The 24,126-nt window shown below is 72.1% G+C and carries 22 protein-coding genes; 21 read left to right on the top strand and 1 reads right to left on the bottom strand.

Going from position 1 to position 24,126, the window contains the following annotated elements:
* Positions 1-2,463, bottom strand: a 2,463-nt coding sequence (locus VK923_08425) for a sensor domain-containing diguanylate cyclase (GenBank protein HSJ44690.1), incomplete at its 3' end; no start/stop codon positions are given.
* On the opposite strand from VK923_08425, the gene VK923_08420 reads away from it, so the two are divergent.
* The 21 genes from VK923_08420 (at position 2,372) to VK923_08320 (ending at position 24,118) form a co-directional block, all read left to right on the top strand.
* Entirely contained in the window at positions 2,372-2,929 is a 558-nt protein-coding gene (locus VK923_08420; GenBank protein HSJ44689.1) for a type II 3-dehydroquinate dehydratase, read from the top strand. The genes VK923_08425 and VK923_08420 overlap by 92 nt on opposite strands.
* A 113-nt stretch (positions 2,930-3,042) precedes the next feature.
* Positions 3,043-3,600 (top strand): elongation factor P, encoded by a 558-nt coding sequence (efp, locus tag VK923_08415; GenBank protein HSJ44688.1) that lies wholly within the window; start codon positions 3,043-3,045, stop codon positions 3,598-3,600.
* Positions 3,601-3,617: 17 nt separating this feature from the next.
* Positions 3,618-4,055, top strand: coding sequence for a transcription antitermination factor NusB (gene nusB, locus VK923_08410; GenBank protein ID HSJ44687.1), 438 nt, complete (start codon positions 3,618-3,620; stop codon positions 4,053-4,055).
* A 104-nt stretch (positions 4,056-4,159) separates the two neighbouring features.
* Positions 4,160-4,747 carry a bifunctional pyr operon transcriptional regulator/uracil phosphoribosyltransferase PyrR gene (gene pyrR / locus VK923_08405; protein HSJ44686.1) on the top strand — a complete coding sequence of 196 codons (588 nt, stop codon included), beginning with the start codon at positions 4,160-4,162 and terminating at the stop codon, positions 4,745-4,747.
* Positions 4,744-5,727 carry an aspartate carbamoyltransferase catalytic subunit gene (locus VK923_08400; GenBank protein ID HSJ44685.1) on the top strand — a complete coding sequence of 328 codons (984 nt, stop codon included), beginning with the start codon at positions 4,744-4,746 and terminating at the stop codon, positions 5,725-5,727. Before pyrR ends, VK923_08400 begins: the two co-directional genes overlap by 4 nt.
* A 178-nt stretch (positions 5,728-5,905) precedes the next feature.
* On the top strand, positions 5,906-7,240 hold the full coding sequence (locus tag VK923_08395; GenBank protein ID HSJ44684.1) for a dihydroorotase: 1,335 nt from the start codon (positions 5,906-5,908) through the stop codon (positions 7,238-7,240).
* A complete protein-coding gene (gene carA, locus VK923_08390) occupies positions 7,240-8,427 on the top strand; it encodes a glutamine-hydrolyzing carbamoyl-phosphate synthase small subunit (protein HSJ44683.1) in 1,188 nt (395 codons plus the stop codon). The genes VK923_08395 and carA overlap by 1 nt, the downstream gene beginning before the upstream one ends.
* Positions 8,428-8,429: 2 nt before the next feature.
* On the top strand, positions 8,430-11,738 hold the full coding sequence (carB, locus tag VK923_08385; GenBank protein HSJ44682.1) for a carbamoyl-phosphate synthase large subunit: 3,309 nt from the start codon (positions 8,430-8,432) through the stop codon (positions 11,736-11,738).
* Positions 11,735-12,640: a dihydroorotate dehydrogenase electron transfer subunit gene (locus VK923_08380; protein ID HSJ44681.1), complete on the top strand. Its 906-nt coding sequence runs from the start codon at positions 11,735-11,737 to the stop codon at positions 12,638-12,640. Before carB ends, VK923_08380 begins: the two co-directional genes overlap by 4 nt.
* 35 nt (positions 12,641-12,675) lie before the next feature.
* Positions 12,676-13,632, top strand: a complete 957-nt coding sequence (locus tag VK923_08375) for a dihydroorotate dehydrogenase (protein ID HSJ44680.1) — start codon at positions 12,676-12,678, stop codon at positions 13,630-13,632.
* Positions 13,629-14,327 carry an orotidine-5'-phosphate decarboxylase gene (gene pyrF / locus VK923_08370; GenBank protein HSJ44679.1) on the top strand — a complete coding sequence of 233 codons (699 nt, stop codon included), beginning with the start codon at positions 13,629-13,631 and terminating at the stop codon, positions 14,325-14,327. Before VK923_08375 ends, pyrF begins: the two co-directional genes overlap by 4 nt.
* A 5-nt stretch (positions 14,328-14,332) precedes the next feature.
* Entirely contained in the window at positions 14,333-14,848 is a 516-nt protein-coding gene (pyrE, locus tag VK923_08365) for an orotate phosphoribosyltransferase (protein ID HSJ44678.1), read from the top strand.
* A gap of 199 nt (positions 14,849-15,047) precedes the next feature.
* Positions 15,048-15,374, top strand: coding sequence for an integration host factor, actinobacterial type (gene mihF / locus VK923_08360; protein HSJ44677.1), 327 nt, complete (start codon positions 15,048-15,050; stop codon positions 15,372-15,374).
* Positions 15,375-15,446: 72 nt separating this feature from the next.
* Positions 15,447-16,007, top strand: coding sequence for a guanylate kinase (gene gmk / locus VK923_08355; protein HSJ44676.1), 561 nt, complete (start codon positions 15,447-15,449; stop codon positions 16,005-16,007).
* 15 nt (positions 16,008-16,022) lie between these two features.
* Positions 16,023-16,439 (top strand): DNA-directed RNA polymerase subunit omega, encoded by a 417-nt coding sequence (rpoZ, locus tag VK923_08350; GenBank protein HSJ44675.1) that lies wholly within the window; start codon positions 16,023-16,025, stop codon positions 16,437-16,439.
* A gap of 12 nt (positions 16,440-16,451) precedes the next feature.
* Positions 16,452-17,669, top strand: coding sequence for a bifunctional phosphopantothenoylcysteine decarboxylase/phosphopantothenate--cysteine ligase CoaBC (coaBC, locus tag VK923_08345; protein ID HSJ44674.1), 1,218 nt, complete (start codon positions 16,452-16,454; stop codon positions 17,667-17,669).
* 74 nt (positions 17,670-17,743) lie between these two features.
* Entirely contained in the window at positions 17,744-18,955 is a 1,212-nt protein-coding gene (gene metK / locus VK923_08340) for a methionine adenosyltransferase (protein HSJ44673.1), read from the top strand.
* Between the two features lie 93 nt (positions 18,956-19,048).
* The gene (locus VK923_08335) at positions 19,049-21,040 is read left to right on the top strand and encodes a hypothetical protein (protein HSJ44672.1); all 1,992 of its coding nucleotides are present in this window, start codon (positions 19,049-19,051) and stop codon (positions 21,038-21,040) included.
* Between the two features lie 90 nt (positions 21,041-21,130).
* Positions 21,131-21,655: a peptide deformylase gene (gene def / locus VK923_08330; protein ID HSJ44671.1), complete on the top strand. Its 525-nt coding sequence runs from the start codon at positions 21,131-21,133 to the stop codon at positions 21,653-21,655.
* A gap of 160 nt (positions 21,656-21,815) precedes the next feature.
* The gene (fmt, locus tag VK923_08325) at positions 21,816-22,766 is read left to right on the top strand and encodes a methionyl-tRNA formyltransferase (protein ID HSJ44670.1); all 951 of its coding nucleotides are present in this window, start codon (positions 21,816-21,818) and stop codon (positions 22,764-22,766) included.
* Positions 22,763-24,118: a transcription antitermination factor NusB gene (locus tag VK923_08320; protein HSJ44669.1), complete on the top strand. Its 1,356-nt coding sequence runs from the start codon at positions 22,763-22,765 to the stop codon at positions 24,116-24,118. The genes fmt and VK923_08320 overlap by 4 nt, the downstream gene beginning before the upstream one ends.
* Positions 24,119-24,126: the final 8 nt, after the last annotated feature.

Raw genomic sequence — 24,126 nt, 5'->3', positions numbered from 1 at the left:
CAGCTCGACTCGGTTCTTGCCGTGACGCTTGGCGCTGAGCAGGGCGCGGTCGGCCTCGCCGAACAGCGCGTCGGCCGTGGTGCCGTCGAACGGCGCGACCGCGACGCCCGCGGAGATCGACAGCGGCGGCAGGTCGACCCGGCGGGCGCTGACCGCCCGCATGGACCGGCGCAGCATCCGGTAGGCCCGTTCCGCGCTGGCCGTGGGCATGATGACCGTGAACTCCTCGCCGCCGATGCGAAACACGCGGTCGTCGTCGCGCACGGTCCCCTCGAGCTGGGTCGCGATGTGCTGCAGCGCGACGTCGCCGACCGCATGGCCGTGGCGGTCGTTGATCTGCTTGAAGTCGTCGGCGTCGATGACGGCGAGAGCCAGCGTCTCCTGGGAGCTCAGCCGGCGGAGGTGGTCCTGGAGCGTCGACCAGAACACCCGTCGGTTGAGCAGCCCGGTCAGCGGGTCGCGGCGCGCAGACTCGAGCACCTCGTCGAACAGGTCGGCGTTGCGCACGGCGAGCCGGGTCACGCGGACCAGGTCGGCGAGGAAGCGCTCCTCGGCGGATCCGCACGCGGCGGTCGCGCGGCTGCTGACGGTCAGCAGCACGTTGGTCTCGGCACGGTTCGCCGGCGCGGCCAGGACGGCGGCGCGCGTCGACGACCGGGCGATCGACGACAGGGCGGGGCACGTGCGCACGTCGTCCATGCGCAGCGTGCCACGGTCCCACACCAGCTGGAGCGCCTCGGCCAGCCGGTCGTCGATCGGCACCTCCAGTGGCGGCCGGCCGCAGTGCACGTCGCCGTCGGCCATGTGGCCCAGCACCTGGGCGGTGTGGTCACCGATGCGCAGGACGGACACGGTGTCGGCGTCGAGTCGGTCGGTCACCGCCTCGACGATGCGCCGGAAGATGACCTCGAAGTTCAGCGTCGTCGTCATCGCGGTCGTCAGCCGGACCAGGCGGGCGTTGTGCTCGGCGTGCTCGCGGGTCTGCTCGTGCAGCAGCGACTGCCGCAGCGCCGTGCCCGCCTGGGTGGCGATCTGGCGCAGCAGCGCCACCTCGTCGGCGGGGAACCGCACGGTCGTTCGGTGGCTGACGATCAGGACCGCCAGCGCGTCACCACCGGCGCGCACCGGGTACAGCGCGGCGCTGCGCGCCTCGAGCGCGGTGAGCACGGGGGCGGTCGCATGCGGGGACGAGGTGACGTCGTGGATGATGATCGGATCGTCCGCCCCCAGGCAGTCCGCCAGGAGCTGATCGTCGTCGATGGACGCCGGCGTCCCGGGTGGGTCGCCGACGGGCCGGCCGGCCGTGGCGGGCGCGACCTGCACGCGTCCGCCGTCGTCCACGACCAGCAGCGTCGCCCGCTCGGCGACGGAGTTCGCGACAGCCACGCGGCGGCAGGTCGCCAGGATGCCGTCGACGTCGAGGCCGGTCGCGAGCTCGCTGGTGACCTGCATCAGCGTGTGGGCGATGTCGCGCTGGCGCTCCGACTCGCGCAGCAGGGCGGCGTTGACGAGCGCGATCTGCGCCTGGCGGGCGAACAGCTCGACGGTCTGGATCGTGTGCGGCTCGAGCGCGGCGGCCGTGCGTGGCTGCGCCAGCGTGAGGAAGCCCAGGACCTCGCCGTCCCTGCCCCGCAGCTGCGTGACCACGCCGGTGGCGGCGTCGGGCTCGCCCGCGGCAGGCAGTGACCCGTGCAGGGGCAGGAGGAAGCTGAGCTCACCGATTCCCCGGTCGTCGGTGAGGGCGTCCCGCCATCGCTGCAGCGGGCTGGACACGCCGACGGTCAGGCGCTCGTCGCCGCAGGCCGCCGCCCGCCGCACGCGGTCGCCGTCCACCACCTCGACGGTGGCGGCCCCGAACTCCGTGACCCGGGTGATGCCCTCGACGACGCGCATCGCGACCAGCCCGAAGTCGAGGTCCCCGGCGACGCTGGCGGACACCAGGAACAGCTGCGCGCGCTCCGCGTCGCGGGCCTGCTCGAACTGCTGCCGGTGCAGCCGCTGCAGCGCCGTCGCGGCGCGCCGCACGACCACGGTGAGCACCTGCAGCGTGCCCGCCGGGAACGGCCGGCCGTCGACCCGCAGCGCTCGCACGACCGCTGGCACCGCCGCGTCCGGTGGCGCCGGTACCCACAGCCCACCGTGCACGATGGTCTCAGGGTCGATGACCCACGGCTCGCGATCCCCGTCGCCGCCGACCTGGACGATTGTGCCGGCGATCGCCGCGCGGTCGACGCGGTCGTCGGCCGCGTTGCGGTCCGCGACCACCCGCGGGCCCCCGGCAGCGATCAGCACCGCGGGCGTGGAACCGGAGAACAGGGCGAGCTCGTCGACCTCGAGCGATTCGGCCAGGCGGCGCAGGACGTCACCGAGCATGCCTGGGCTGACCGCGTCGTCGAGCAGGTCGACGACGCGCCCGACGGCGCTGTTGACGTGCCTGTCGGCACCGCTCGAGGTCGTGCCCATAGGATCCACGCCGACGTCAGGAGGAAGTGTGCGCATTCTGCTCGCGAATGGCCCGAACCTCTCGCAACTTGGCCACCGCGCCCCCCACATTTATGGAAGTGCAACGATGGCCGACATCGTCGCAGCCGTCAAGCGGGTGCACGCCGACGTCGAGGAGTTCACGACCGAGCACGAGGGCGCGCTGATCGAGCGGCTGCACCTGGCCCGCACCGACGGCACGGCGGCGATCGTGCTGAACCCGGGCGCGTTGACCCACTACAGCTACGCCCTGCGCGACGCCGTCGAGCTGGTCGGCCTGCCGACCGTCGAGGTCCACCTGTCGCAGACCGCCGCGCGTGAGACGTTCCGCCACACCAGCGTCGTCAGCCCGGTCGTCGACGTCACGATCACCGGGGCGGGACCGTACGGCTACGAGCTTGCCGTGCTGGCGGCGCGCCACCTGGCGCGATCCCGCGAGGGCGGCTGACGCTACACTTCTCGCTCCACCGCGCGACGGGCGGACGCTGCGCGCCGCTGCAGGGTCGCCGGTCGGTTCGCGCCGCCCACCGCCTCCCACCGCTGCACCCGCGAGGTCCCCCGATGGTGTCCACCAACAGCCTGAAGAACGGCATGACGCTGCAGATCGACGGCGAGCTGTGGCGCGTCGAGTACTTCCAGCACGTCAAGCCCGGCAAGGGCGGCGCGTTCGTGCGCACCACGCTGAAGGGCGTGCGCAGCGGCAAGACCGTCGACCGCACGTTCCGCGCCGGGGAGAACGTCGACCAGGCGATCCTGACGCGCCGCCAGCTGCAGTACCTGTACCGCGACGGCGCACAGCTGGTCTTCATGGACACCGAGCACTTCGAGCAGACCTACGTCCCCGAGGAGGCGATCGGCGACGCCGCGCTGTGGTTCGTCGAGGGCGACACGATCGAGCTGGTGTTCCACGAGGACGAGGTCGTGGGGGTCAACCTGCCGGCCAGCGTCGAGCTGGAGATCACCGAGACCGAGCCCGGCGTGCAGGGTGACCGCGTGTCGGGTGCGACCAAGCCCGCCACGCTGGAGACCGGGGCGGTCGTCCAGGTTCCGCTGTTCATCAACCCGGGCGAGCGCATCAAGGTCGACACGCGGACCGGCGCCTACAGCTCCCGCGCCTGACGCGCGTCTCCAGGTCGATGGTGCAGTCACGACACGCCGATCGGCAGCGCGCGGCCGCGCTGCTCTACGAAGCTGACCTGCGCGGTGACGAGCCCGCCGAGGTGCTCGGGCGCGCGGCCGCCGGCGGCGAGCCGCCGACCGTGTTCACCACGACGCTGGTGGAGGGCGTGGCCGGGGAGCGCGCGGAGGTCGACCGGCTGATCACCGCCTACGCGCGGGGCTGGACGATCGAGCGCATGCCGATCGTCGACCGCAACCTGCTCCGCCTTGGTCTGTGGGAGCTGCTCTGCTCAGATGTGCCGGTCGCGGTGGTGATCGACGAGGCCGTCGAGCTGGCAAACGAGCTGTCGACCGCGGACTCCGGACGGTTCATCAACGGGGTGCTGGCCCAGGTCGCCCGCCGTGAGGACCGCGTCGCCAGCATGCGGGAGGGCACCGCCCATCCTCACCCGTGATGCGGCTGCCGTGTGCCGCCTCGTTGTGACCCCACGGGGTGGCTGCTAGGTTCCTGCCGACGCCTTTAAGCCTGGTCCGGTGAGGCCAGAAAGGTCACCCTGCGATGACGTCTGCGCGCGCACCCGGATCCGCCTCGGGTGCCACCTCCTCCCGCACGGTCCTCGACGCCGATGCGATCCGGCGCGCCGTCCGCCGCATGGCCCACCAGCTGCTCGAACGCCACGCCGGAGCCGAGGGCCTCGTCGTGCTGGGCATCCACACCCGCGGCGTGCCGTTGGCGCGCCGCCTGGTCGCCGACATCGAGCAGATCGAGGGCGTAGCCGTCCCCGCGGGGACGCTGGACGTCGCCCTGTACCGCGACGACTACGCGCGCATCGGCCCGCGGCCGCTGGAGCGCACCTGGACCCCGGTCGACACAGAGGGCCTGACCGTCGTGCTCGTCGACGACGTGCTCTACACCGGCCGCACGATCCGCGCGGCGATGGAGGCGGTGATCGACCAGGGCCGCCCCGCGGCGATCGAGTTGGCGGTGCTGGTCGACCGCGGCCACCGCGAGCTGCCGATCCGCGCCGACTACGTCGGCAAGAACCTGCCGACCTCGCCCGACCAGACGGTGCAGGTCCGGCTCGTCGAGCACGACGGGGTCGACGCCGTGTCGATTGCCGACGCCGACAACGGGGGCCCGGCATGACGACCCACGATCCGATCGCGCTCGACCGGGCGGCGGCCGGCGAAGGCCGGCGGCTGTCGCACCTGCTGAGCATGGACGACCTCGACGCGCCGCTGATCACCGAGATCCTCGACACGGCCGGGGCGTTCCAGGCGCTGGCCGAGCGCCCGATCAAGAAGGTGCCGACCCTGCGCGGGCGCACGGTGTGCAACCTGTTCTTCGAGGACTCGACCCGCACCCGGGTGAGCTTCGAGATCGCCGCCAAGCGTCTGTCGGCCGACGTGCTGAACTTCTCGGCCAAGGGCTCGAGCGTGTCGAAGGGGGAGTCGCTGAAGGACACGGCACTGACCCTGCAGGCGATGGGTGTCGACGCGGTCGTGGTCCGCCATCCCGCGTCGGGCGCACCGTGGCAGCTGACGCGCTGGGTCGACGGGCACGTGCTCAACGCCGGCGACGGTCGTCACCAGCATCCGACCCAGGCGCTGCTCGACCTGTACACGATCCGCGAGCGCTTCGGAAGGCTCGACGGGCTGCACGTCGCCATCGTCGGCGATGTGCTCCACTCGCGCGTGGCGCGCAGCCTCGTGCAGGGGCTGCGCACGATGGGCGCCGGCGTCACGCTCATCGGTCCGCCCACCCTGCTGCCGATGGCGGCCGAGGACTGGGGCGTCGACGTCGCGCACGATCCCGACCCGGTGCTGGGCAAGGCCGACGTGGTCTACATGTTGCGGGTCCAGCGCGAGCGGATGAAGGAGCAGTTCATCCCCTCGATCCGCGAGTACGCGCGCCTGTGGGGAGTCGACCGCCACCGCCTCGGCCAGCTGGCCGACCAGGCAGTCATCATGCACCCTGGTCCCATGAACCGCGGGATCGAGTTGACAGCGGACGTGGCGGACGCGCCCAACTCGCTGATCACCCGTCAGGTGGCCAATGGCGTCGCGGTGCGCATGAGCTGCCTCTACCTGATGCTCGGGGGCGACCACCCGACCCAAGACAGTTGACTCCATGACCACCCCACCTCGCGGCGGCAGGCCGCAGATGACCTCAAGCAGCGTCAGCGGTAGGTCGCCGAGATGACCTCAAGCAGCGTCAGCGGTAGGTCGCCGAGATGACCTCAAGCAGCGTCAGCGGTAGGCCGCCGCAGATGACCTACCGCGCCGTCCGCGTCAGGTCGCTGGCATGATCGAGCACTCGCTGTTCACCTTCACGGGCGTGCGGGTCGTCGACCCGGCCAGCGGACGCGACGAGACCGCCAACGTGGTCATCGAGGGCGACAGGGTCGACTCCGTCGGGCCTGAGTCACGCGGCCTGCGCATCGACGCGACGGGCCTGATCCTGGCCCCCGGCCTGGTCGACCTGCACGTCCACCTGCGCGAACCGGGTGGCGAGGATGCCGAGACCGTCGAGACGGGCACCACCGCCGCCGCGGCTGGCGGGTTCACTGCGGTCTGCCCGATGGCCAACACGCAGCCGGTCGCCGACCATGCCGGCGTCATCGAGCAGGTCCTGCGGCTGGCACGTGAGGCCGCGATGTGCGACGTGTTCCCCGTCGGGGCCATCACCCGCGACCTCGCTGGCGAGGAACTCGCCGAGCTCGGCGCCATGGCGGCCGTCGGGGTGCGCTGCTTCTCTGACGACGGGCACCCGGTGCACTCCGCGCGTGTGATGAGGCAGGCCCTGGCGTACGCCGGGACGTGGGACGCGATCATGTGCAACCACGCCGAGGAACCCACCCTCACCCGTGACGCGCAGATGCACGAGGGCGTGCGGTCCGACATGCTCGGCCTGACGGGCTGGCCGCGCGAGGCGGAGGAGGCCATGGTCGCCCGCGACCTCATCCTGGCGCGGGGCCTCGGGGCGCGCCTGCACATCCCGCACGTGTCGACCGCCGAGACGGTCGCACTGATTCGCGAGGCCAAGGCGCGGGGCACGCGTGTCACGGCCGAAGCCACGCCCCACCACTTCACACTGACCGACGAGCAGGTCGCGACCTACGACCCCGTCTACAAGGTCAACCCGCCCCTGCGGGTCAAGACCGACGTCGAGGCTGTCCGCACGGGTCTGGCTGACGGCACCATCGACGCGATCGCGACCGACCATGCGCCACATCCGCCCGAGACGAAGGAGCGGGACTGGGCGACCGCGCCCTGCGGCATGCTCGGTCTCGAGACCGCACTGGCGGTCACGGTGACCGAGCTGGTGCGGCCTGGCGTGCTGACGATGTCCCAGGCGATCGCGGCATTGTCGACGAAGCCGGCACGCAGCCGCGATATCGTCGGACACGGCGGACCGATCGCACCGGGCGCACCGGCCAACCTGGTGCTGTTCGATCCCGATGCGCAGTCGAGGGTCGATCCACGCGCGTCGCACAGCCGCAGTCGCAACACGCCGTTCGCGGGCCGGCAGCTGTGGGGGCGGGTGCATTACACGCTGTTGCGCGGACGGTTCACCGTACGGGACGGCGAGCCGCTGCCATCGGCGGGCGGCGACGACGGGATGGACGATCTGTCGTGATGATCGAACGACGCCCACGGGCCCTGCTCGTGCTCGAGGATGGCGAGACGTTCGTCGGCGAGGCCTACGGCGCCACCGGCACAAGCACCGGCGAAGTGGTCTTCAACACCAGCCTGACCGGCTACCAGGAGGTCCTGACCGACCCGAGCTACCACCGTCAGCTCGTGGCGATGACCACGCCCCATCAGGGCAACTACGGGACGACCGGGGTCGACGCCGAGGCCGGCAGCGTGCAGGTCGCAGGGTTCATCGTCCGGTCCGCGAGCCGGATGCACTCGAACTGGCGGGCGACCGGCAGCCTGGACGACGAGCTCGCCGACGCGGGCGTCGTGGGCGTCACCGAGGTCGACACCCGCCGCCTGGCGCGCCACATCCGCTCGGCGGGGGCGATGCGCGCCGGCATCAGCTCCGAGCTCGACCACCCGGCAGCGCTGCTCGAGATCGTCCGTGCGGCACCGCAGATGACCGGCGCCGACCTCGCGCGTGAGGTGTCCACCGACACGGTGCGCGACATCGAGGTCGCGGACGCGCGGTTCCGGGTCGTCGCCTACGACTTCGGCATCAAGCGCAACATCCTGCGGCTGCTGACCGCGGCGGGCTGTGCCGTGCGCGTCGTGCCGGCGACGACCCCCTCCGACGACGTGCTGGCGTGGGAGCCCGACGGGGTCTTCTGCTCGAACGGTCCCGGTGACCCGGCGGCCGTGACGTACGGCATCGAGGCCTTGCGCGGCCTGCTCGATGCGGGGCTGCCGGTGTTCGGCATCTGCCTCGGCCACCAGCTGCTCGGCCATGCGGTCGGCGCGACGACCTACAAGCTGCCGTTCGGCCACCGTGGGACCAACCAACCGGTCCGCAACGTCGCCGACGACACGGTCGAGATCTCGACGCACAACCACGGGTTCGCCGTGGACAACGCCTCGCTCGCGACAGCCGACCGGTTCGGCCGGGTCACCGCCTCCCACCTGAACCTCAACGACGGGATCAACGAGGGCCTGGCCTGCCACGACGTGGCGGCGTTCAGCGTCCAGTACCACCCCGAGGCCGCGCCGGGGCCGCACGACGGGCGGTACCTGTTCACCAGGTTCACCGAGCTGATGACGCGGTGTGGACGCGGGGTCACGGCAGGTCCCGTCGCGTGGCCCGAGCTGGTCGGTGCGCGACCCGTCGCCCGCACCGGGGGGGCCTGACCATGCCGGCACGCGGTGATTTCGATACGGTCCTCGTCCTCGGCTCCGGCCCGATCGTCATCGGCCAGGCCTGCGAGTTCGACTACTCGGGCGCGCAGGCCTGCAAGGTGCTGCGCCGCGAGGGCTTCCGGGTGGTGCTGGTCAACTCGAACCCGGCGACGATCATGACCGACCCGGCGTTCGCGGACGCCACCTACGTCGAGCCGTTGACCGTCGAGATGGTCACCAGGGTGATCGCGCGGGAGGTCGAGCACGGTCACCGGCTGGCGCTCCTGCCGACGCTGGGTGGGCAGACGGGGCTGAACGTCGCCATGGACCTGGCCAACGCCGGCGTGCTGGAGCGCTACGGCGTCGAGCCGATCGGCGCGGGTCTGGCCAGCATCTGCCTGGCCGAGGATCGCCGGCAGTTCGCCGAGGCGATGGGCGAGATCGGGCTCGAGGTCGCACGGTCCGGTGAGGCGCGGGATCTCGGCACGGCCCGCCGGCTGGCGGACCAGATGGGCTTCCCGGTGCTCGTGCGGTCGTCGTTCACGCTCGGCGGTGCCGGCAGCGGCGTCGCCGAGGACTGGCCCGAGTTCGAGCGGCTGGTCAGCGAGGGCCTCGACGCGAGCCCGATCGACCAGGTGCAGATCGACGAGTCGCTGCTGGGGTGGAAGGAGTACGAGCTCGAGGTCATGCGCGACCACGCCGACAACTGCGTGGTGGTGTGCACCATCGAGAACCTCGACCCCATGGGTGTGCACACCGGTGACTCGATCACGGTCGCGCCCGCGATGACCCTGTCCGACGTCGAGTTCCAGCAGCTGCGCAACGCCTCGTTCGCGGTGATGCGCAAGGTCGGCGTCGCCACCGGCGGCAGCAACGTCCAGTTCGCGGTCGATCCGGCGTCAGGGCGCATCAGGGTCATCGAGATGAACCCACGCGTGTCGCGCTCGAGCGCGCTGGCGTCGAAGGCGACGGGCTTTCCTATCGCAAAGATCGCCGCGCAGCTCGCGGTCGGCTACCGCCTCGACGAGATCGCCAACGACATCACCAGCGAGACGCTCGCCGCGTTCGAACCGTCCATCGACTACGTCGTCACGAAGATCCCGCGCTTCAACTTCGAGAAGTTCCCTGGCGTCGACAGGCGTCTGACGACCCGGATGCGTAGCGTCGGGGAGGTCATGGCCATCGGCCGCACGTTCACCGAGTCGCTCGGCAAGGCGCTGCGGTCGCTGGAGGACGGCACGGTCGGGCTCGTCGGCGCTGTCGACGACCGCAGCGACGGCGAGCTGGCCGCCGCGCTGCGCACGCCGACGTCGACCCGCCTGCACGACGCGGACGCGGCGCTGACCCGTGGCTGGGCCCCGCAGCGGGTCGCCGAGCTCACCGGATACGACCCGTGGTTCTGTGACCAGCTCGCCCAGATCGTCGAGCTGCGCCGGACCCTGCGCGCCTGTGAGACGCTGGCCAACGTCGACGACTGGCTGCTGCGCCGCGCCAAGCGGGCCGGCTTCGGCGACGCGATGATCGCGGGGCTGTTGGGGGTTGACGAGGCCGCGGTCCGTCGGCGCCGTCGCGAGCTCCGCGTGCTGCCGGTGTTCAAGACGGTCGACACGTGCGCGGCGGAGTTCGCCGCCGCCACGCCCTACCACTACTCGACGTACGAGGACACCACGGAGGTCCGCCACAGCGACCGGCCGCGCGTGATGATCCTGGGCTCGGGTCCCAACCGCATCGGACAGGGCATCGAGTTCGACTACTGCTGCGTGCACGCCGTGCAAGCGCTCCGCGACGCCGGCTATGAGACCATCATGGTGAACTGCAACCCGGAGACGGTGTCGACCGACTACGACACGGCCGATCGGCTGTACTTCGAGCCGCTGACCGTCGAGGACGTCCTGGCGATACACGACGCGGAGGTTGCCGCAGGCGCCGACGACATCGGTGTGCTCGTGCAGTTCGGCGGGCAGACGCCGCTGAAGCTTGCGCATGCGCTGGAGGCCGAGGGCGTGCGCATCCTCGGGACCGCGCCCGAGGCGATCGACCGCGCCGAGGACCGTGGCCGCTTCGGCGCGCTGCTCGCCGAGCTTGCGATCCCACAGCCCGAGGGCGGCGTCGCGACGTCGCACAACGATGCGCTGGCCATCGCCAACGGCATCGGCTTTCCGGTCCTGCTGCGTCCGTCGTACGTCCTCGGCGGGCGTGCGATGGCGATCGTGTACGACGCCGACCAGCTGCGACAGTGGCTGGAGGCCAACGCCGCCGAGGGTGCCGTGTTGGTCGACAGGTTCCTCGAGTCGGCGGTCGAGCTCGATGTCGACGCCGTCTACGACGGCACCGAGGTGTTCGTCGGCGGCATCACCGAGCACATCGAGGAGGCCGGCGTGCACTCCGGCGACTCGGCGTGCGTGCTGCCGCCGTTCACGCTGGGCCGCGCGCAGCTGTCGGTGCTGCGGGACCAGACCAGGATGATCGCCGACGCCCTGGAGACCCGCGGCCTGATCAACATCCAGTTCGCGCTGCGGGACGAGGTCGCGCTGGTGCTCGAGGCCAATCCGCGCGCGTCGCGGACCACGCCGTTCGTGTCGAAGGCGACCGGGGTGCCGCTGGCCAAGCTGGCCGCGCGCGTGATGGCTGGCACGACGCTGCAGGACCTGCGCGACGAGGGGCTCGCGCCGCCGCTCGACATGGTCACCGCACCGACCCTGCGCTACACCGCGGTCAAGGAGGCGGTTCTGCCGTTCAACCGCTTCCCCGGAGTGGACACCCGGCTGGGGCCCGAGATGCGCTCGACCGGCGAGGTCATGGGCATCGACGCCAACTTCGGCGTCGCCTTCGCCAAGAGCCAGGCCGGTACCGGCGCGATGGTGCTGCCCGAGAAGGGCTCGGTGTTCGTGTCGATCGCCAACCGTGACAAGCGCGCGCTGATCTTCCCGGTCAAGCGCCTGGCCGAGCTGGGCTTCGAGATCCTCGCGACCGAGGGGACCGCGGCGACACTGCGGCGCAGCGGCGTCGACGCGCAGGTCGTGCGCAAGTTCTCCGAGGCCCGAGCCACCGGGCACACCTCCATCGTGGACCGCATCGAGGCGGGCGACGTCGACCTGGTGTTCAACACCCCACGGGGCGGCATCGGGCCACGCGCCGACGGCTACGAGATCCGGACCGCCGCGGTGCGTCACGGCATCCCGTGCATCACGACCCTGTCCGGCATCCTTGCAGCGATCCAGGGCATCGAGGCCCTGCGCTCCGGAGGTGTGGGTGTGCGCAGCCTCCAGGAGTTCCACGCCGACGCCAGAGCCGCGCTCGACGGGGGTGGTCCGCGGTCGTGACGGCAACCGCCGAACCTGCGATGTCCGCGCCGGTCGCGACCACCGGCACGCTCGTGGCCCGGCGTGCGGCGGGCATCTACCACGTGCTCACGATCGCGGCGCCCGACATCGTCGATGCGGCGGTGCCCGGTCAGTTCGTGAGTGTGGGAGTCGGTGCGCCCGGAACGCTGCTGCGCCGGCCGTTCGCCATCGCCGGGGTCGACCGGGCCGCCGGTCTGCTGGACCTCGTGATCGCCGTGGTCGGCCGCGGGTCGACCTGGCTGGTGGAACGCCCGATGTCCACCACCCTCGACCTCACCGGTCCACTCGGCACCGGCTTCGCCGTGCCGGGCGAGCCGACCCGGTGCCTGCTGGTCGGCGGTGGCTACGGCGTCGCGGCGCTCGTCTGGCTTGCCGGCCGGCTCGTCGGGGTGGGCCACACCGTCGAGGTGCTCAGCGGCGCGCGTTCGGCCACCGCGTTGTATCCGGTGGCGCAGGAGGACGCGCTGACGCTGCATGAGGTCGGGTCCCGGGACCGACCGCCGACGCTGCATGAGGTCACGGAGGACGGCAGCCGAGGACGACGGGGTGTCGTGACCGACGTCCTCGTCGATCGCCTGGCCGCCGGTGGCGACGCTGCGCTGTTCGCCTGCGGACCGATGGCCATGCTGGCTGCGGTCGCGCGGGTCGCCGAGGCCCGCGGAACCTCGTGCCAGGTCGCTGTCGAGGAACACATGGGCTGCTCGGTCGGGGTCTGCATGACCTGCGTCGTGCCCGCCGGGCGGAGCTACCTGCGCGCGTGCATCGACGGGCCCGTCCTCGACGCGACACGGGTCGACTGGGCTTCAGCGCTTGATCGTCACCCCGGACCTCCCCTGAGTCCCGCGACTCCGGGCTCCTCACGCCAGCGAGGTCCTTCGTGACGACCAAGCGCCTCAGATGGGGGAGAGATCATCCGTTGAGCGTCGATCTGGCGGTTGAGCTCGGGCCGCTGCGACTGCGCAACCCGGTGGTCACAGCCAGTGGGTGCTTCGCGAGTGGCCGCGAGATGGCCCGGTTCTTCGACCTGTCGACGCTCGGGGCGGTCGTGACGAAGTCGGTCACGCTGGAGGCGCGCGCCGGCCTACCCCCGCCCCGCATGGCCGAGACCGCCAGCGGCATGCTGAACGCCATCGGCCTGCAGAACCCCGGCGTCGACGCGTGGCTGGACCGCGACCTGCCGTGGCTGGCCGCGCAGGACGTCCCCGTGATCGCCAGCATCGCCGGCAGGACGGTCGACGAGTACGGGCTGCTGGCCAAGCGGCTGAAGGACGTGCCCGGGATCGCGGCGCTCGAGGTCAACATCTCGTGTCCGAACGTCGAGGACCGCGGCACCGTGTTCGCGTGCCGCACCGGGGCGAGCGGAGAGGCCATCGCGGCCGTCACGTCGACCGTGGACGTGCCCGTCTTCGCGAAGCTGACACCCGACGTCACCGACATCGCCAGCATCGCGGCCGCGGCGGTCGACGCCGGCGCGACCGGGGTGAGCCTGATCAACACGCTGCTCGGCATGGCGATCGACCTCGAGACCCGGCGTCCGAAGCTGGCTGCCGGCACGGGCGGGCTGTCGGGCCCCGCCATCAAGCCGGTCGCCATCCGTGCGGTCCATCAGGTCCACCGCGCGCTCGGGCAGGTGCCGATCATCGGCATGGGCGGGGCGCGGACCGCCGAGGACGTCATCGAGTTCGTCATGGGGGGAGCCAGCGCGGTGGCGATCGGCACGGCGACGTTCGCCGACCCGTGCGCCATCCCCGACGCCGTGCGCGGGCTGGTCCACTGGCTCAGGCGGCACGACGAGCCGTCGCTCGCCAGGCTGCGTGGCATCGCCGGTGCGCCCGTGCGGGAGGCACGACGGGCGAGAGAGGGCACCGCATGAGGCCTGACCCCAAGATCGCGGTCGCACTGGACACCAACGACGGGGGGCGCCTGCGCGAGTTGGCATCGGCGCTGGCCAGCGAGGCGGACGTCCTGAAGGTCGGCTTGGAGGCCGTCTCGGCGCTGGGCCCACAGGCAATCAGCCTCGCCGCGGACCACGCTCCGGTGTTCTGCGACCTCAAGCTGCACGACATCCCCAACACCGTGGCCGGTGCGGCGGCCGCCGCGGCCGCCCATGGCGCGTCACTGGTCACCGTGCACGCCGCCGGTGGAGCGGCCATGGTCGCCGCCGCCGCCACGGCCGCACCGGACGTGGCGATCCTGGCCGTCACCGTGCTCACGAGCATCGACGACGACGAGTTGGCGGTGCTCGGCATGCAAGATGCGAAAACCGTCGTCCCCCGACTGGCCTCACGTGCCATCGGGGCCGGCGCAGCCGGTATCGTGTGCGCTGGGCACGAAGTCGCGACGGTCCGCTCGGCCGTCGACGACGACGTGATCCTCGTCGTACCAGGCGTTCGGCCGGAGGGAGCAGCGATGCACGATCAGGCACGTGTCGTCACGCCGCGGATGGCGGTCGACGCCGGTGCCGACCTACTGGTCGTCGGCCGGCCCGTGACCACGACGGACGACCCCGTCGCCGCGGTCCGGCGGATCCGGGCGCAGCTGACAACGCAGCCGGCGACGCGGGCGTAGCGGCCGTGGTGACACGCGAGCGGCTCGCCAGGCGCATCCGCAACCGGTCGTACCTGACCGGCCACTTCGTCCTGCGTTCGGGGGCCGTCAGCACCGAGTACTTCGACAAGTACATGTTCGAGGCGGACCCACCGCTGCTGTGGGACATCGCCGAGGCGATGAAGCCGCTGGTGCCTGACGACATCGACGCGCTGGCGGGCCTCGAGCTCGGCGGTGTGCCCCTGGCAGTCGTGCTGTCACAGGTCACCGGCCTGCCGACGCGGTTCGTGCGCAGGGAGGCCAAGCCCCACGGCACCGAGCGCCTGGCCGAGGGCGGTGAGATCGACGGGTGGCGTCTGCTCATCGTCGAGGACGTCATCACGACCGGTGGCCAGGTGCGGGCCTCGGCGGCGGAGCTGCGGTCACGCGGCGCGATCGTCGATCAGGTCGTGTGCGTCATCGACCGTGAGGCCGGCGGCGCGCACAAACTGGCCGAGGACGACCTCAAGCTGTCGGCACTGTTCGGTGCGAGCGAGCTGTAGACCCGTCCGGCTCGTGGGGTCGGGCGTACCACTCGTCCCGGTGGCCAAGGTCTGATGGGACAGGTCCAACCCGTGCGGGACGGGCCTGGCCGGTGTCGCCGCACCCGTCGGGCGTCACGGGAGTTGAACACCACTTTGACCCGTCCGGCGCGCTGGATAGGATGCGCGGACACCCGGCGAGGTCGTCCGAGGAGGATCCATGCCGTTACCTGAGCTCGATGACGACGCTCGTCGCGAGGCACTCAACATGGCCGCGGAGGCACGCAGGCTGCGAGCCGAGATGAAGCAGCGGCTCAAGTCGGGCGAGATCGACCTGCCCGAGGTGCTCGCCCGGGCCGACGACGACGAGGTCATCGCAAAGACGAGGGTGTCGGAGGTGTTGGAGGCCATGCCCAAGGTCGGCCGGGTACGAGCCCGGCGGCTGATGGAGCGCCTGGACATCTCGTCGTCACGCCGGTTGCGCGGGCTGGGAGTGAACCAGCGCGATCGGCTGCTTGCGGAGTTCTCCGACCGTGACCTGGGCTGACCGTCGGGACGCGCCAGGTCCCGCCGACCCGACGTCGCCGACGCGGCAGCGCATCGAGGCGGGCGCCACCGCGTGACGTCGCGCATCGCGGTGCTCAGCGGCCCGGGCGGCGTCGGCAAGGGCACCGTCATCGCGGCACTGTGTGACCGGCTGTCCGGCTGGTCGGTGTCGGTCTCCGCGACCACGCGCGCCCCACGACCGGGCGAGCGCGACGGCGTCGAGTACCACTTCGTGTCGGACGCCGAGTTCGATCGGATGATCGCCGACGACCAGCTGCTCGAATGGGCCGCGTTCGGCGGCAACCGCTACGGCACGCCGTGGCGCAGCGTCAGGGAACCGCTCGCCCACGGCGGGTCGGTCCTGCTTGAGCTCGAGATCCACGGCGCGCTCGCGGTCAAGAAGGAGTTCCCGCAGGCGACGCTGATCTTCCTGCACCCGCCGGATCCCGACACGCTGGTCACGCGCCTACAGCGACGCGGTGCCGACGACGACGATCGCGTCGCCGAGCGGATGGCGCTGGCGGAGTGGGAGTTGGCCCAGGCGTCGGCGTTCGACCACCACATCACCAACGACGACGTCGACGCGGCCGCCGCATGCATCGCCCGTATACTGGAGGCAGGCGACGGCCGCTGATCGGCTTGCGCGGACATCTTCCACACCCAGCATCCACTCGCAAGGAGCATCGTCATCGCTACCATCGACGAACTGCTGTCGAAGGTCGACAGCAAGTACACGCTGGTGCACCTCGCGGCGCAGCGGGCGCGCGAGATCAACGATTACTACCACTCGCTCGGCGAGGGGCTCGGCCAGTACACGCCCCCGCTGGTGGAGCAGGTCGACTCGAACAAGCCGCTGTCGATCGCCCTCGAGGAGATCGCGGCCGGCAAGATCGTCCCGCAGTACGCCCGGGACGTCCGCCGGGCGGCGGAGGAGCTGCTCAGCGGCGAAGGTGGCGCTGAGATCTACACGCTCGGTGAGGACTTCGGCGCAGTCGAGGACGACCTCGGCGTGGACGACGACGTGGACGACGCCGCCGAGGGCGTCAGCGACACGTCCGACTCGTAGCCGGCCCGACCGATGCCGGACGCCCCGGACGTCCTGGCGGGGCGCCACGTGCTGCTCGTGGTGTCGGGCGGCATCGCCGCATACAAGGCCGCCAGCCTCGCCCGCGCGCTCCTGAAGGCGGGCGCGACGGTCCAGGCGCTGCTGACGCCCGCGGCGGCGACGTTCATCGGCCCCGCGACCTTCGAGGGCCTGACGGGTCGTCCGGTGCCCATGGGGGTCTTCGACGGCACCGACGAGGTGCCCCACATCCACCTCGCCCGCGAGGCCGACGTGGCGGTGTTCGCGCCCGCCACTGCCAACCTCATGGCCAAGCTGGCGACCGGGGTCGCCGACGACCTCGTGACCAGCGCGGCGCTGATGCTCGACTGCCCGGTGGTGGTCGCCCCGGCGATGCACACGGAGATGTGGCACCACCCGGCCACGCGCGCCAACACCGAGACCCTGCGGCGCCGTGGTGTCCACATCGTCGGGCCCGACGAGGGCGAGCTGGCGGCGGGCGATGTCGGTGAGGGGCGCCTGGCCGACGAGGACGTCCTCTTCGACGCGGTCGTCGCCGCGGTTGCCGCGCCGGACCGCTCGCTGGCGGGGCTACGCGTAGTGGTGTCGGCGGGCGGCACGCGCGAGCCGATCGACCCGGTGCGCTTCATCGGCAACCGGTCCAGCGGGAAGATGGGCTACGCGATCGCCCGGGAGGTACGCAGGCGCGGTGCCCACGTCGACCTCGTCGCCGCGCCCAACCACCTCGACGACCCGGCGGGCGTGACCGTACATCGCGTCGAGACCGCCGAGCAGATGCGCGAGACGGTCCTCGCCCTCATCGACGACGCCGACGTCGTCATCAAGGCCGCGGCCGTCGCCGACTTCCGCCCGGAGCGGTACAGCCGCAACAAGATCAAGAAGGACAGTGACGAGGCGTCCCGCATCACCCTGGTCCGCAACCCCGACATCCTCGCCGAGCTCGGCGCGCAAAAGGACGGCCGTCTGCTCGTCGGCTTCGCCGCCGAGACCGACTTGGCGGAGGACCACGGACGTGACAAGCTGCACCGCAAGGGCCTGGACCTGATCGTCGTCAACCGCGTCGACATGGCCGACGCCGGCTTCAACGTCGACACGAACCGCGCGGTGCTGCTACGTGCCGACGGGGGGCGCCGTGAGGTGCCCCTGACGACAAAGGACCGGCTGGCTGGCGTCATCTGCGACGAGGTCACCGAACTGCTCGAACAGCGGTAGGTCGGGACGTCGCCGGTCCGGGCGCGCGGTCGACGCACGCGAGGCAAGACCCCCCACACACGAAAGGACAGCCGGTGACCGGTGGCACACGACTGTTCACGTCCGAGTCGGTGACCGAGGGCCACCCCGACAAGGTGGCCGACCAGGTGTCGGACGCCGTCCTGGACGAGGTCCTGAGCTCCGACCCCGATCCGGCGGCCGCCCGCGTCGCCTGCGAGACGTTCGTCACGACCGGGTTGGTCCTGGTCGGCGGCGAGATCCGAACCAACACCTACGTCGACATCGCGGCGATCGCACGACGGACGATCACCGAGATCGGCTACGACAGTCCGGCGACGGGCTTCGACGGACGGACGTGTGGCGTGCTGGTGGCGATCGACGAGCAGTCGCCGGACATCGCCGGCGGCGTCGACCGCTCCTACGAGCTGCGGGCCGGGGAGGGCAACGCCGACGCCGATCTGGACAGCCTGGGTGCCGGCGACCAGGGCATGATGTTCGGCTACGCCTGCCGCGAGACCGACGCGCTGATGCCGCTGCCGATCCAGCTGGCGCACCGCCTGGCCGAGCACCTCGCGGAGGTCCGCCGTCGGGGCGTCGTGCCCTACCTGCTGCCGGACGGCAAGACGCAGGTCACCATCGCCTACGAGGGCGACAAGCCGGTGCGCGTCGAGCGGGTGCTGATCTCGACGCAGCACCGCAGCGACATCGACATCCAGACCCTGCTGCTGCCCGACCTCGTCGAGCACGTGATCGCTCCGCTGATCCCCAGCGGTGTCGCCTGGAACGACGACGAGGTGCTGGTCAACCCGAGCGGCAGGTTCGAGCTCGGTGGGCCCCAGGCGGACGCGGGCCTGACGGGCCGCAAGACCGTCGTCGACACCTACGGCGGCATGGCTCGGCACGGGGGTGGAGCGTTCAGCGGCAAGGACGCGACGAAGGTGGACCGGTCTGGGGCGTATGCCGCCCGGTGGGTGGCCAAGAACATCGTCGCCGCAGGGCTGGCCGACCGCGCCGAGCTGCAGGTCGCCTACGCGATCGGCAAGGCGCGGCCGGTCAGCGTCGCACTCGAGACGTTCGGCACCGAGCACCACGACCCGGACCGCATCGTCGCCGCGGTCGACGAGGTCTTCGACCTGCGCCCCGCCGCGATCATCCGGGACCTGGACCTGTGTGCACCTGTGTTCCGCCGGACCGCCGCCTATGGACACTTCGGCCGCACCGACGACACCTTCACCTGGGAGCGCACCGACCGCGTGGACGACCTGGTGCGCGCCGCAGGGGCGTGAGGCGTCGGTCATGCAGTCGTGCGCCGGACCGTCACCTGAGTCCCGCGGCTGGCGCCGCGCTCCTCACAGCCCCGGTGTCCTCCTCACGACCGCATGACCTCCTTGTCCGAGGGTGATCAGAAGGGCGTCACGTCGCCGTGCGTGCCGGGACCTCCTCGGTACGCCAGGGTGATCGTCGACGTCGAACCACTGCACCTGGACCGCCCGTTCGACTACACGATCCCCGACAAGGTCACCGTCGTGGTCGGTCACGAGGTCCGAGTGAGCTTCGCCGGCCGGCGGTGCAACGGCTGGGTGGTCGACACCGGCGACACGACCGACACCGACCCGGCGCGCGTCAAGGACCTGCTGGGCGTGCGCGGTCCGCTGCCACGGTTCGACGCCGACGACCTCCAGCTGTGGCGATGGGTCGCGCGCCGGTGGGGCGGCACGCTGGCGAGCGTGCTGCGGCATGCCGTGCCGCGGCGGGTCGCCGCGGTCGAAGCGTCGATCGCCGGCTGGGGTGACCCACCGGTCGTCGAGGCGGCGGCGCAGCCGCCGTGCCCCACGGATGCCTGGCGCCACTACGCGGGTTCGGCGCTGCTGCGGGCCACGGCGTCGCCGGCGGCCGGAGGCGGCGCGCCTCCGGCGTTCTGGCTGCGGCCCCTACCGGGCGACGACCTGGCCGCGCTGGTCACCGACCTCGTCGCTCGGTGCCTGGCCGCGGGACGCAGCGCGGTGGTCCTCGCGCCCGATCCCCGGTCACCCGTGCCCGACGCCTGCCTCGCGCTCGCCGGCGCTGCGGGCGCCGACCTGCGGGGGGCACGTTCGGACCGCGCCCGCTACCGTGCGTTCCTGCGAGGGCGGACGGGCCATGCTCGCGTGCTGGTGGGGGAGCGGGCCGGCGTGTTCGGTCCGCTGCGCGACCTCGGCCTGATCGTCGTGACCGACGAGGCGAACCCTGCGTACAAGGAGCGGCGCAGCCCGCGCCACAACGCGCGCGAGATCGCGCTGGCCCGGGGGCGGATGTCCGGCGCCACCACGGTGCTGACGGGAGCGCTGCCCAGTGCGGCGGTCTGGCGCCTGCTCGGTCGCGGCAACGTCGTCGCGGTCGAGGCGCACCGCTCTGATGTACGCGCCCGGGCGCCACGCGTCGACGTCGTCGATCCGCGGGAGCGCCAGACCGTCCGAAGCCGCCTGTCGAGCCCCGCCGACGACGCCGTGCGGTCCGCGATCGGCGATGGAGGCGTGGCGGCCGTGCTGGTCGCTCGCCGTGGCGAGGGCACGGTCCTGGCGTGCCGACGGTGTGGGTTGCGCGCGACGTGTCCTGTGTGCGAAGGCTCGCTGGCGCCCGTCGGCACGGGTCGACGGCGCTGCGCGACGTGTGGCTGGGAGGGCACGGCAGTGGCCTGCGCGTCGTGCGGCGGCACGCGCTTCGCACCGTTGGCCGCGGGGACCACCCGGTGGGCGGCGGAGCTGCGACGGGCGCATCCCGAGGCCGAGGTCGTTGCGATGGAGGGCTTCGACGCGCCGGGTCCCACCACGCGGCCGGCGATCGCCGTGATGACCCGCGGCAGCGTCGTGACGCGACCGGCGTGGCTGGGCGGCGACGAGGCAGGTGTCCTGGTGCTGCCGGATGCCGACGCCCTGCTGGGCCGACCTCGCTACGACGCCGCCGAGGACCTGCTCCGGCTGTGCATGACCATCGTGTGGACGCGGCGTATCATCGTCCAGACACGGCATCCCACACACCCCGCCGTCCAGGCGTTGGTGCGGTGGGACGCAGCGGGCTTCTGGCGTGGCGAGTCGGAACGGCGTGCGGAGCTGGGCTATCCACCCAGCCGCGTCCTGATCCACATCGACGCGGCGGACGCCGACGCTGTCGCCGACGCCGTCGGGGCGGCGCTGCCCGGCGGCGACCAGCTGAGCGGTCCCGACCTGAGCGGCCGGCTGTTGGTGAAGACCAGCGACCCGCGTGGCACGCTGTCCGCGCTCGACCCGCTGCGCCGGCGGTGGTCGAGCGACGACCTGCGGGTCGCCGTCGACGTGGACCCGGTACCGGCGCTGGACAGGAGCTTCGCGGAGCCTGGTGCCGCGAAGACGTGATCATCTCGCTGACGCTCGACTCCCAACGGCCCAGGGAACCTTCGGTAGGAACACATTGCAGGACGGCTTCGACAGGAGCAGAGGGATCGCATGGCACGGCTCGACATCAGGATCTTCGGCGATCCGATCCTGCGGATGCGCGCGCTGGAGGTCACGGACTTCGACGAGGCGCTCCGCACGCTTGCCGACGACATGCTCGACACGCTCCGCGCGGCCCACGGTTCGGCGATCGCTGCGAACCAGGTCGGCGTCCTCAAGCGGCTGTTCGTGTTCGACCAGGACGATCGCATCGGGACCCTGGTCAACCCCGAGATCGTCGAGACGTCGCTGGAGACCGTGACCGCCGACGAGGGGTGCCTGTCCTTCCCCGGGCTGTTCTATCCCGCCGAACGACCGCTGCACGCCAGGCTGCGTGGGTTCGACGTGCACGGCGAGCCGGTCGAGCACGCGGGCGAGCACATGTTCGCCCGCATGCTGCTCCACGAGCTGGATCACCTCAACGGCATCCTGTTCATCGACCACCTCGCGCGCCACGACCGCAAAGACGCGCTGCGTCGGATCCGGCGCGGTGAGCTCGAGCACCCGCCCGCCCACACGCCGGCGCCTGAGCTGTGAGTGCTCGGTGCGGTGGCCCCGCCCGCGGCGTGTGCCCGGACGTTCACGGAGGCCGGTTCCACGAAGCACGCGGTGGACCGGCTTCGCCGGCCGCAGATCATGGACCGACCCACCACGTAGGGGACCACCGCGACTCCCAGGCCGATGTGTGGCGTGCCTCATGCAGCGTGAGCGGTGGGCACACATCATGAGGGCGGCGTTCTTCGGCACGCCGGCGCCCGCGGTCACGGCGCTCGAGGCGTTGCTGGCGGATCCACGGATCGACGTCCCGGTTGTGGTGACCAACCCCGATCGCCCACGCGGCCGCGGGCACGAGCTGGCGCCGCCTCCGGTGAAGGTCGCGGCGCGAGACGCCGGTGTCGAGGTGCTGCAGCCGCTTCGGGCCGCCGACGTCACCAGCAGGTTGGCGGCCCTGCAGCTGGACGTCTGCGCGGTCGTGGCGTACGGCCAGATCCTCCCCTCCACGCTGCTCGCCGTCCCCGCTCACGGCTTCGTGAACCTGCACTTCTCGCTGCTGCCGGCGTGGCGCGGCGCCGCGCCCGTCCCGGCGAGCATCCTGCACGGCGACCTCGACGCCGGCGTGACGTGCTTCGTGCTCGACGCCGGCATGGACACCGGCCCCATCCTGGTCACGCGCACGACGCGCATCGCGCCCACGGAGACGTCCGGTGAGCTGACCGGACGTCTGGCGGAGCTGGGCGCGCCGCTGCTCGTCGACGCCCTCGTCGGCCTGGTGGACGGCACGCTGCAGCCGCAGCCCCAGGACGACGCACGAGCGACCTACGCACCCAAGATCACCCCGGCCGACGCCAGGATCGACTGGTCGTCGTCCGCCGAGCGCGTCCAGCGCGCGGTCCGGGCCTACAACCCCGTACCGGGCGCGCACACGACGTTCCGCGACCGGCGCCTTAAGATCCACCGAGCACAGATCGTGCCGGGTGACGGCGAGCCGGGGACCGTCGTCGGGATCGACGACCGCACTGGTGCGCCGGTCGTTGCCTGCGGCAGCGCGGCGCTCCGCCTCGACGAGCTGCAGCCCGCCGGCAAGCGCGCCATGTCCGGCGCCGCGTTCGTCAACGGCTACCAACCGTCCGGTGACAGGCTCGCGTGAACACGCGACGGGACGCTGCGTGGGCGACCGGCGACGCGCGGGCGGTGGCCTGGCGCATCGTGCGGGCGGTCCATCGCGACGGGGCCTGGACCGGTCCGGCCGTGGACCGTGCGCTGCGTGACAGCGCGCTGGACGCGCGTGATCGTGCCTTCGCCAGCAATCTGGCGTTCCAGGCGCTGCGGTGGGAGGGCACGCTCGACTGGGCCCTCGCGCAGGTGGTTCGCCGGCCGCTGGAGGACGTCGAGGACGGCCTGCGCGACCTGCTGCGCATGGGGGCGTGGCAGCTGCTCTACGGGCGGATGCCCGATCGCGCGGCGGTGTCGGCGACGGTCGACGTCGCGCGCACTGAGCTCGGCGCCCGCACAGTGGGCTTCGCCAACGGTGTCCTGCGCAACCTCGCGCGTCGTCGCGACGCGCTGCCCTGGCCGGCGGCCGGGACGGTGGCGGGGCGCGCGCTGCGCACCGGCTATCCGCGGTGGGTGGTCGAGGCCGCCGACGCGCGCTTCGGGGCCGACGCGGACCGGCAGCTCGCGGCCGGCAACCAGCCGCCCGGCCTGACGGTCCGTGCCGGCGACACCGCCGCGGTGCGCGCCGCCCTGGCCGGGCTCGGCGCGCGGGTGAGGAGTGGCGCGCTGGCCCCCGAGGCCCTGCACGTCGAGAAGATCCCACCGGCGGCGGTGCTCGCGGCCGCTCCCGACGCCGTCATCCAGGACGAGGCCTCCATGGTCGTCGCTCACACCGTCGCCGCGGCCGTGCCCGACGGCGCACGGGTGCTCGACGGGTGCGCCGCACCGGGTGGCAAGGCCACGCACCTCGCGGAACTCGGGCGACAGGTCGTCGCCGCCGACCGGAGCGCCACGCGCCTGGACCTGGTCGACGACCTCGCACGGCGGCTCGGCCTGGCGGTCGCGTTGGTCGTGGCCGATGGCAGGCGGCCGCCGTGGCGCCCAGGGGCGTTCGACGGGGTCCTGCTGGACGCGCCGTGCAGCGGCCTTGGCGTCGTCAGGCGCCGGCCCGAGCTGCGCTGGCGACGTGACATCGCCGACATCCCCGCGCTCGCGGCACTGCAGCGTGATCTGCTGGCCGCCGGGGCGGACGCCGTCGCCCCGGGTGGGGCACTCGTCTACAGCGTGTGCACATGGACCCTGCAGGAGACCGTCGACGTGGTCGGCGCGTTCCTGTCGCTGCGCGACGACTTCGTCGCCGAGCCGACGACACCCCCCGGTGCCGACCTGGTCGACGGTGCGCCGGGTCGGCAGCTCACCCCCGCCGAGCACGCCTGCGACGGGATGTACGTTGCGGTGCTGCGCCGTCGGGTCGACCGTCCGCCGGATTGGCCGGACCGGCGCTAGGCTGGGTG

The sequence above is a fragment of the Euzebyales bacterium genome (assembly GCA_035461305.1).
Taxonomy (GTDB): domain Bacteria; phylum Actinomycetota; class Nitriliruptoria; order Euzebyales; family JAHELV01; genus JAHELV01.
The sequence above is the reverse complement of the archived record's forward strand: the minus strand, read 5'-3'. Positions and strand labels throughout refer to the sequence as shown.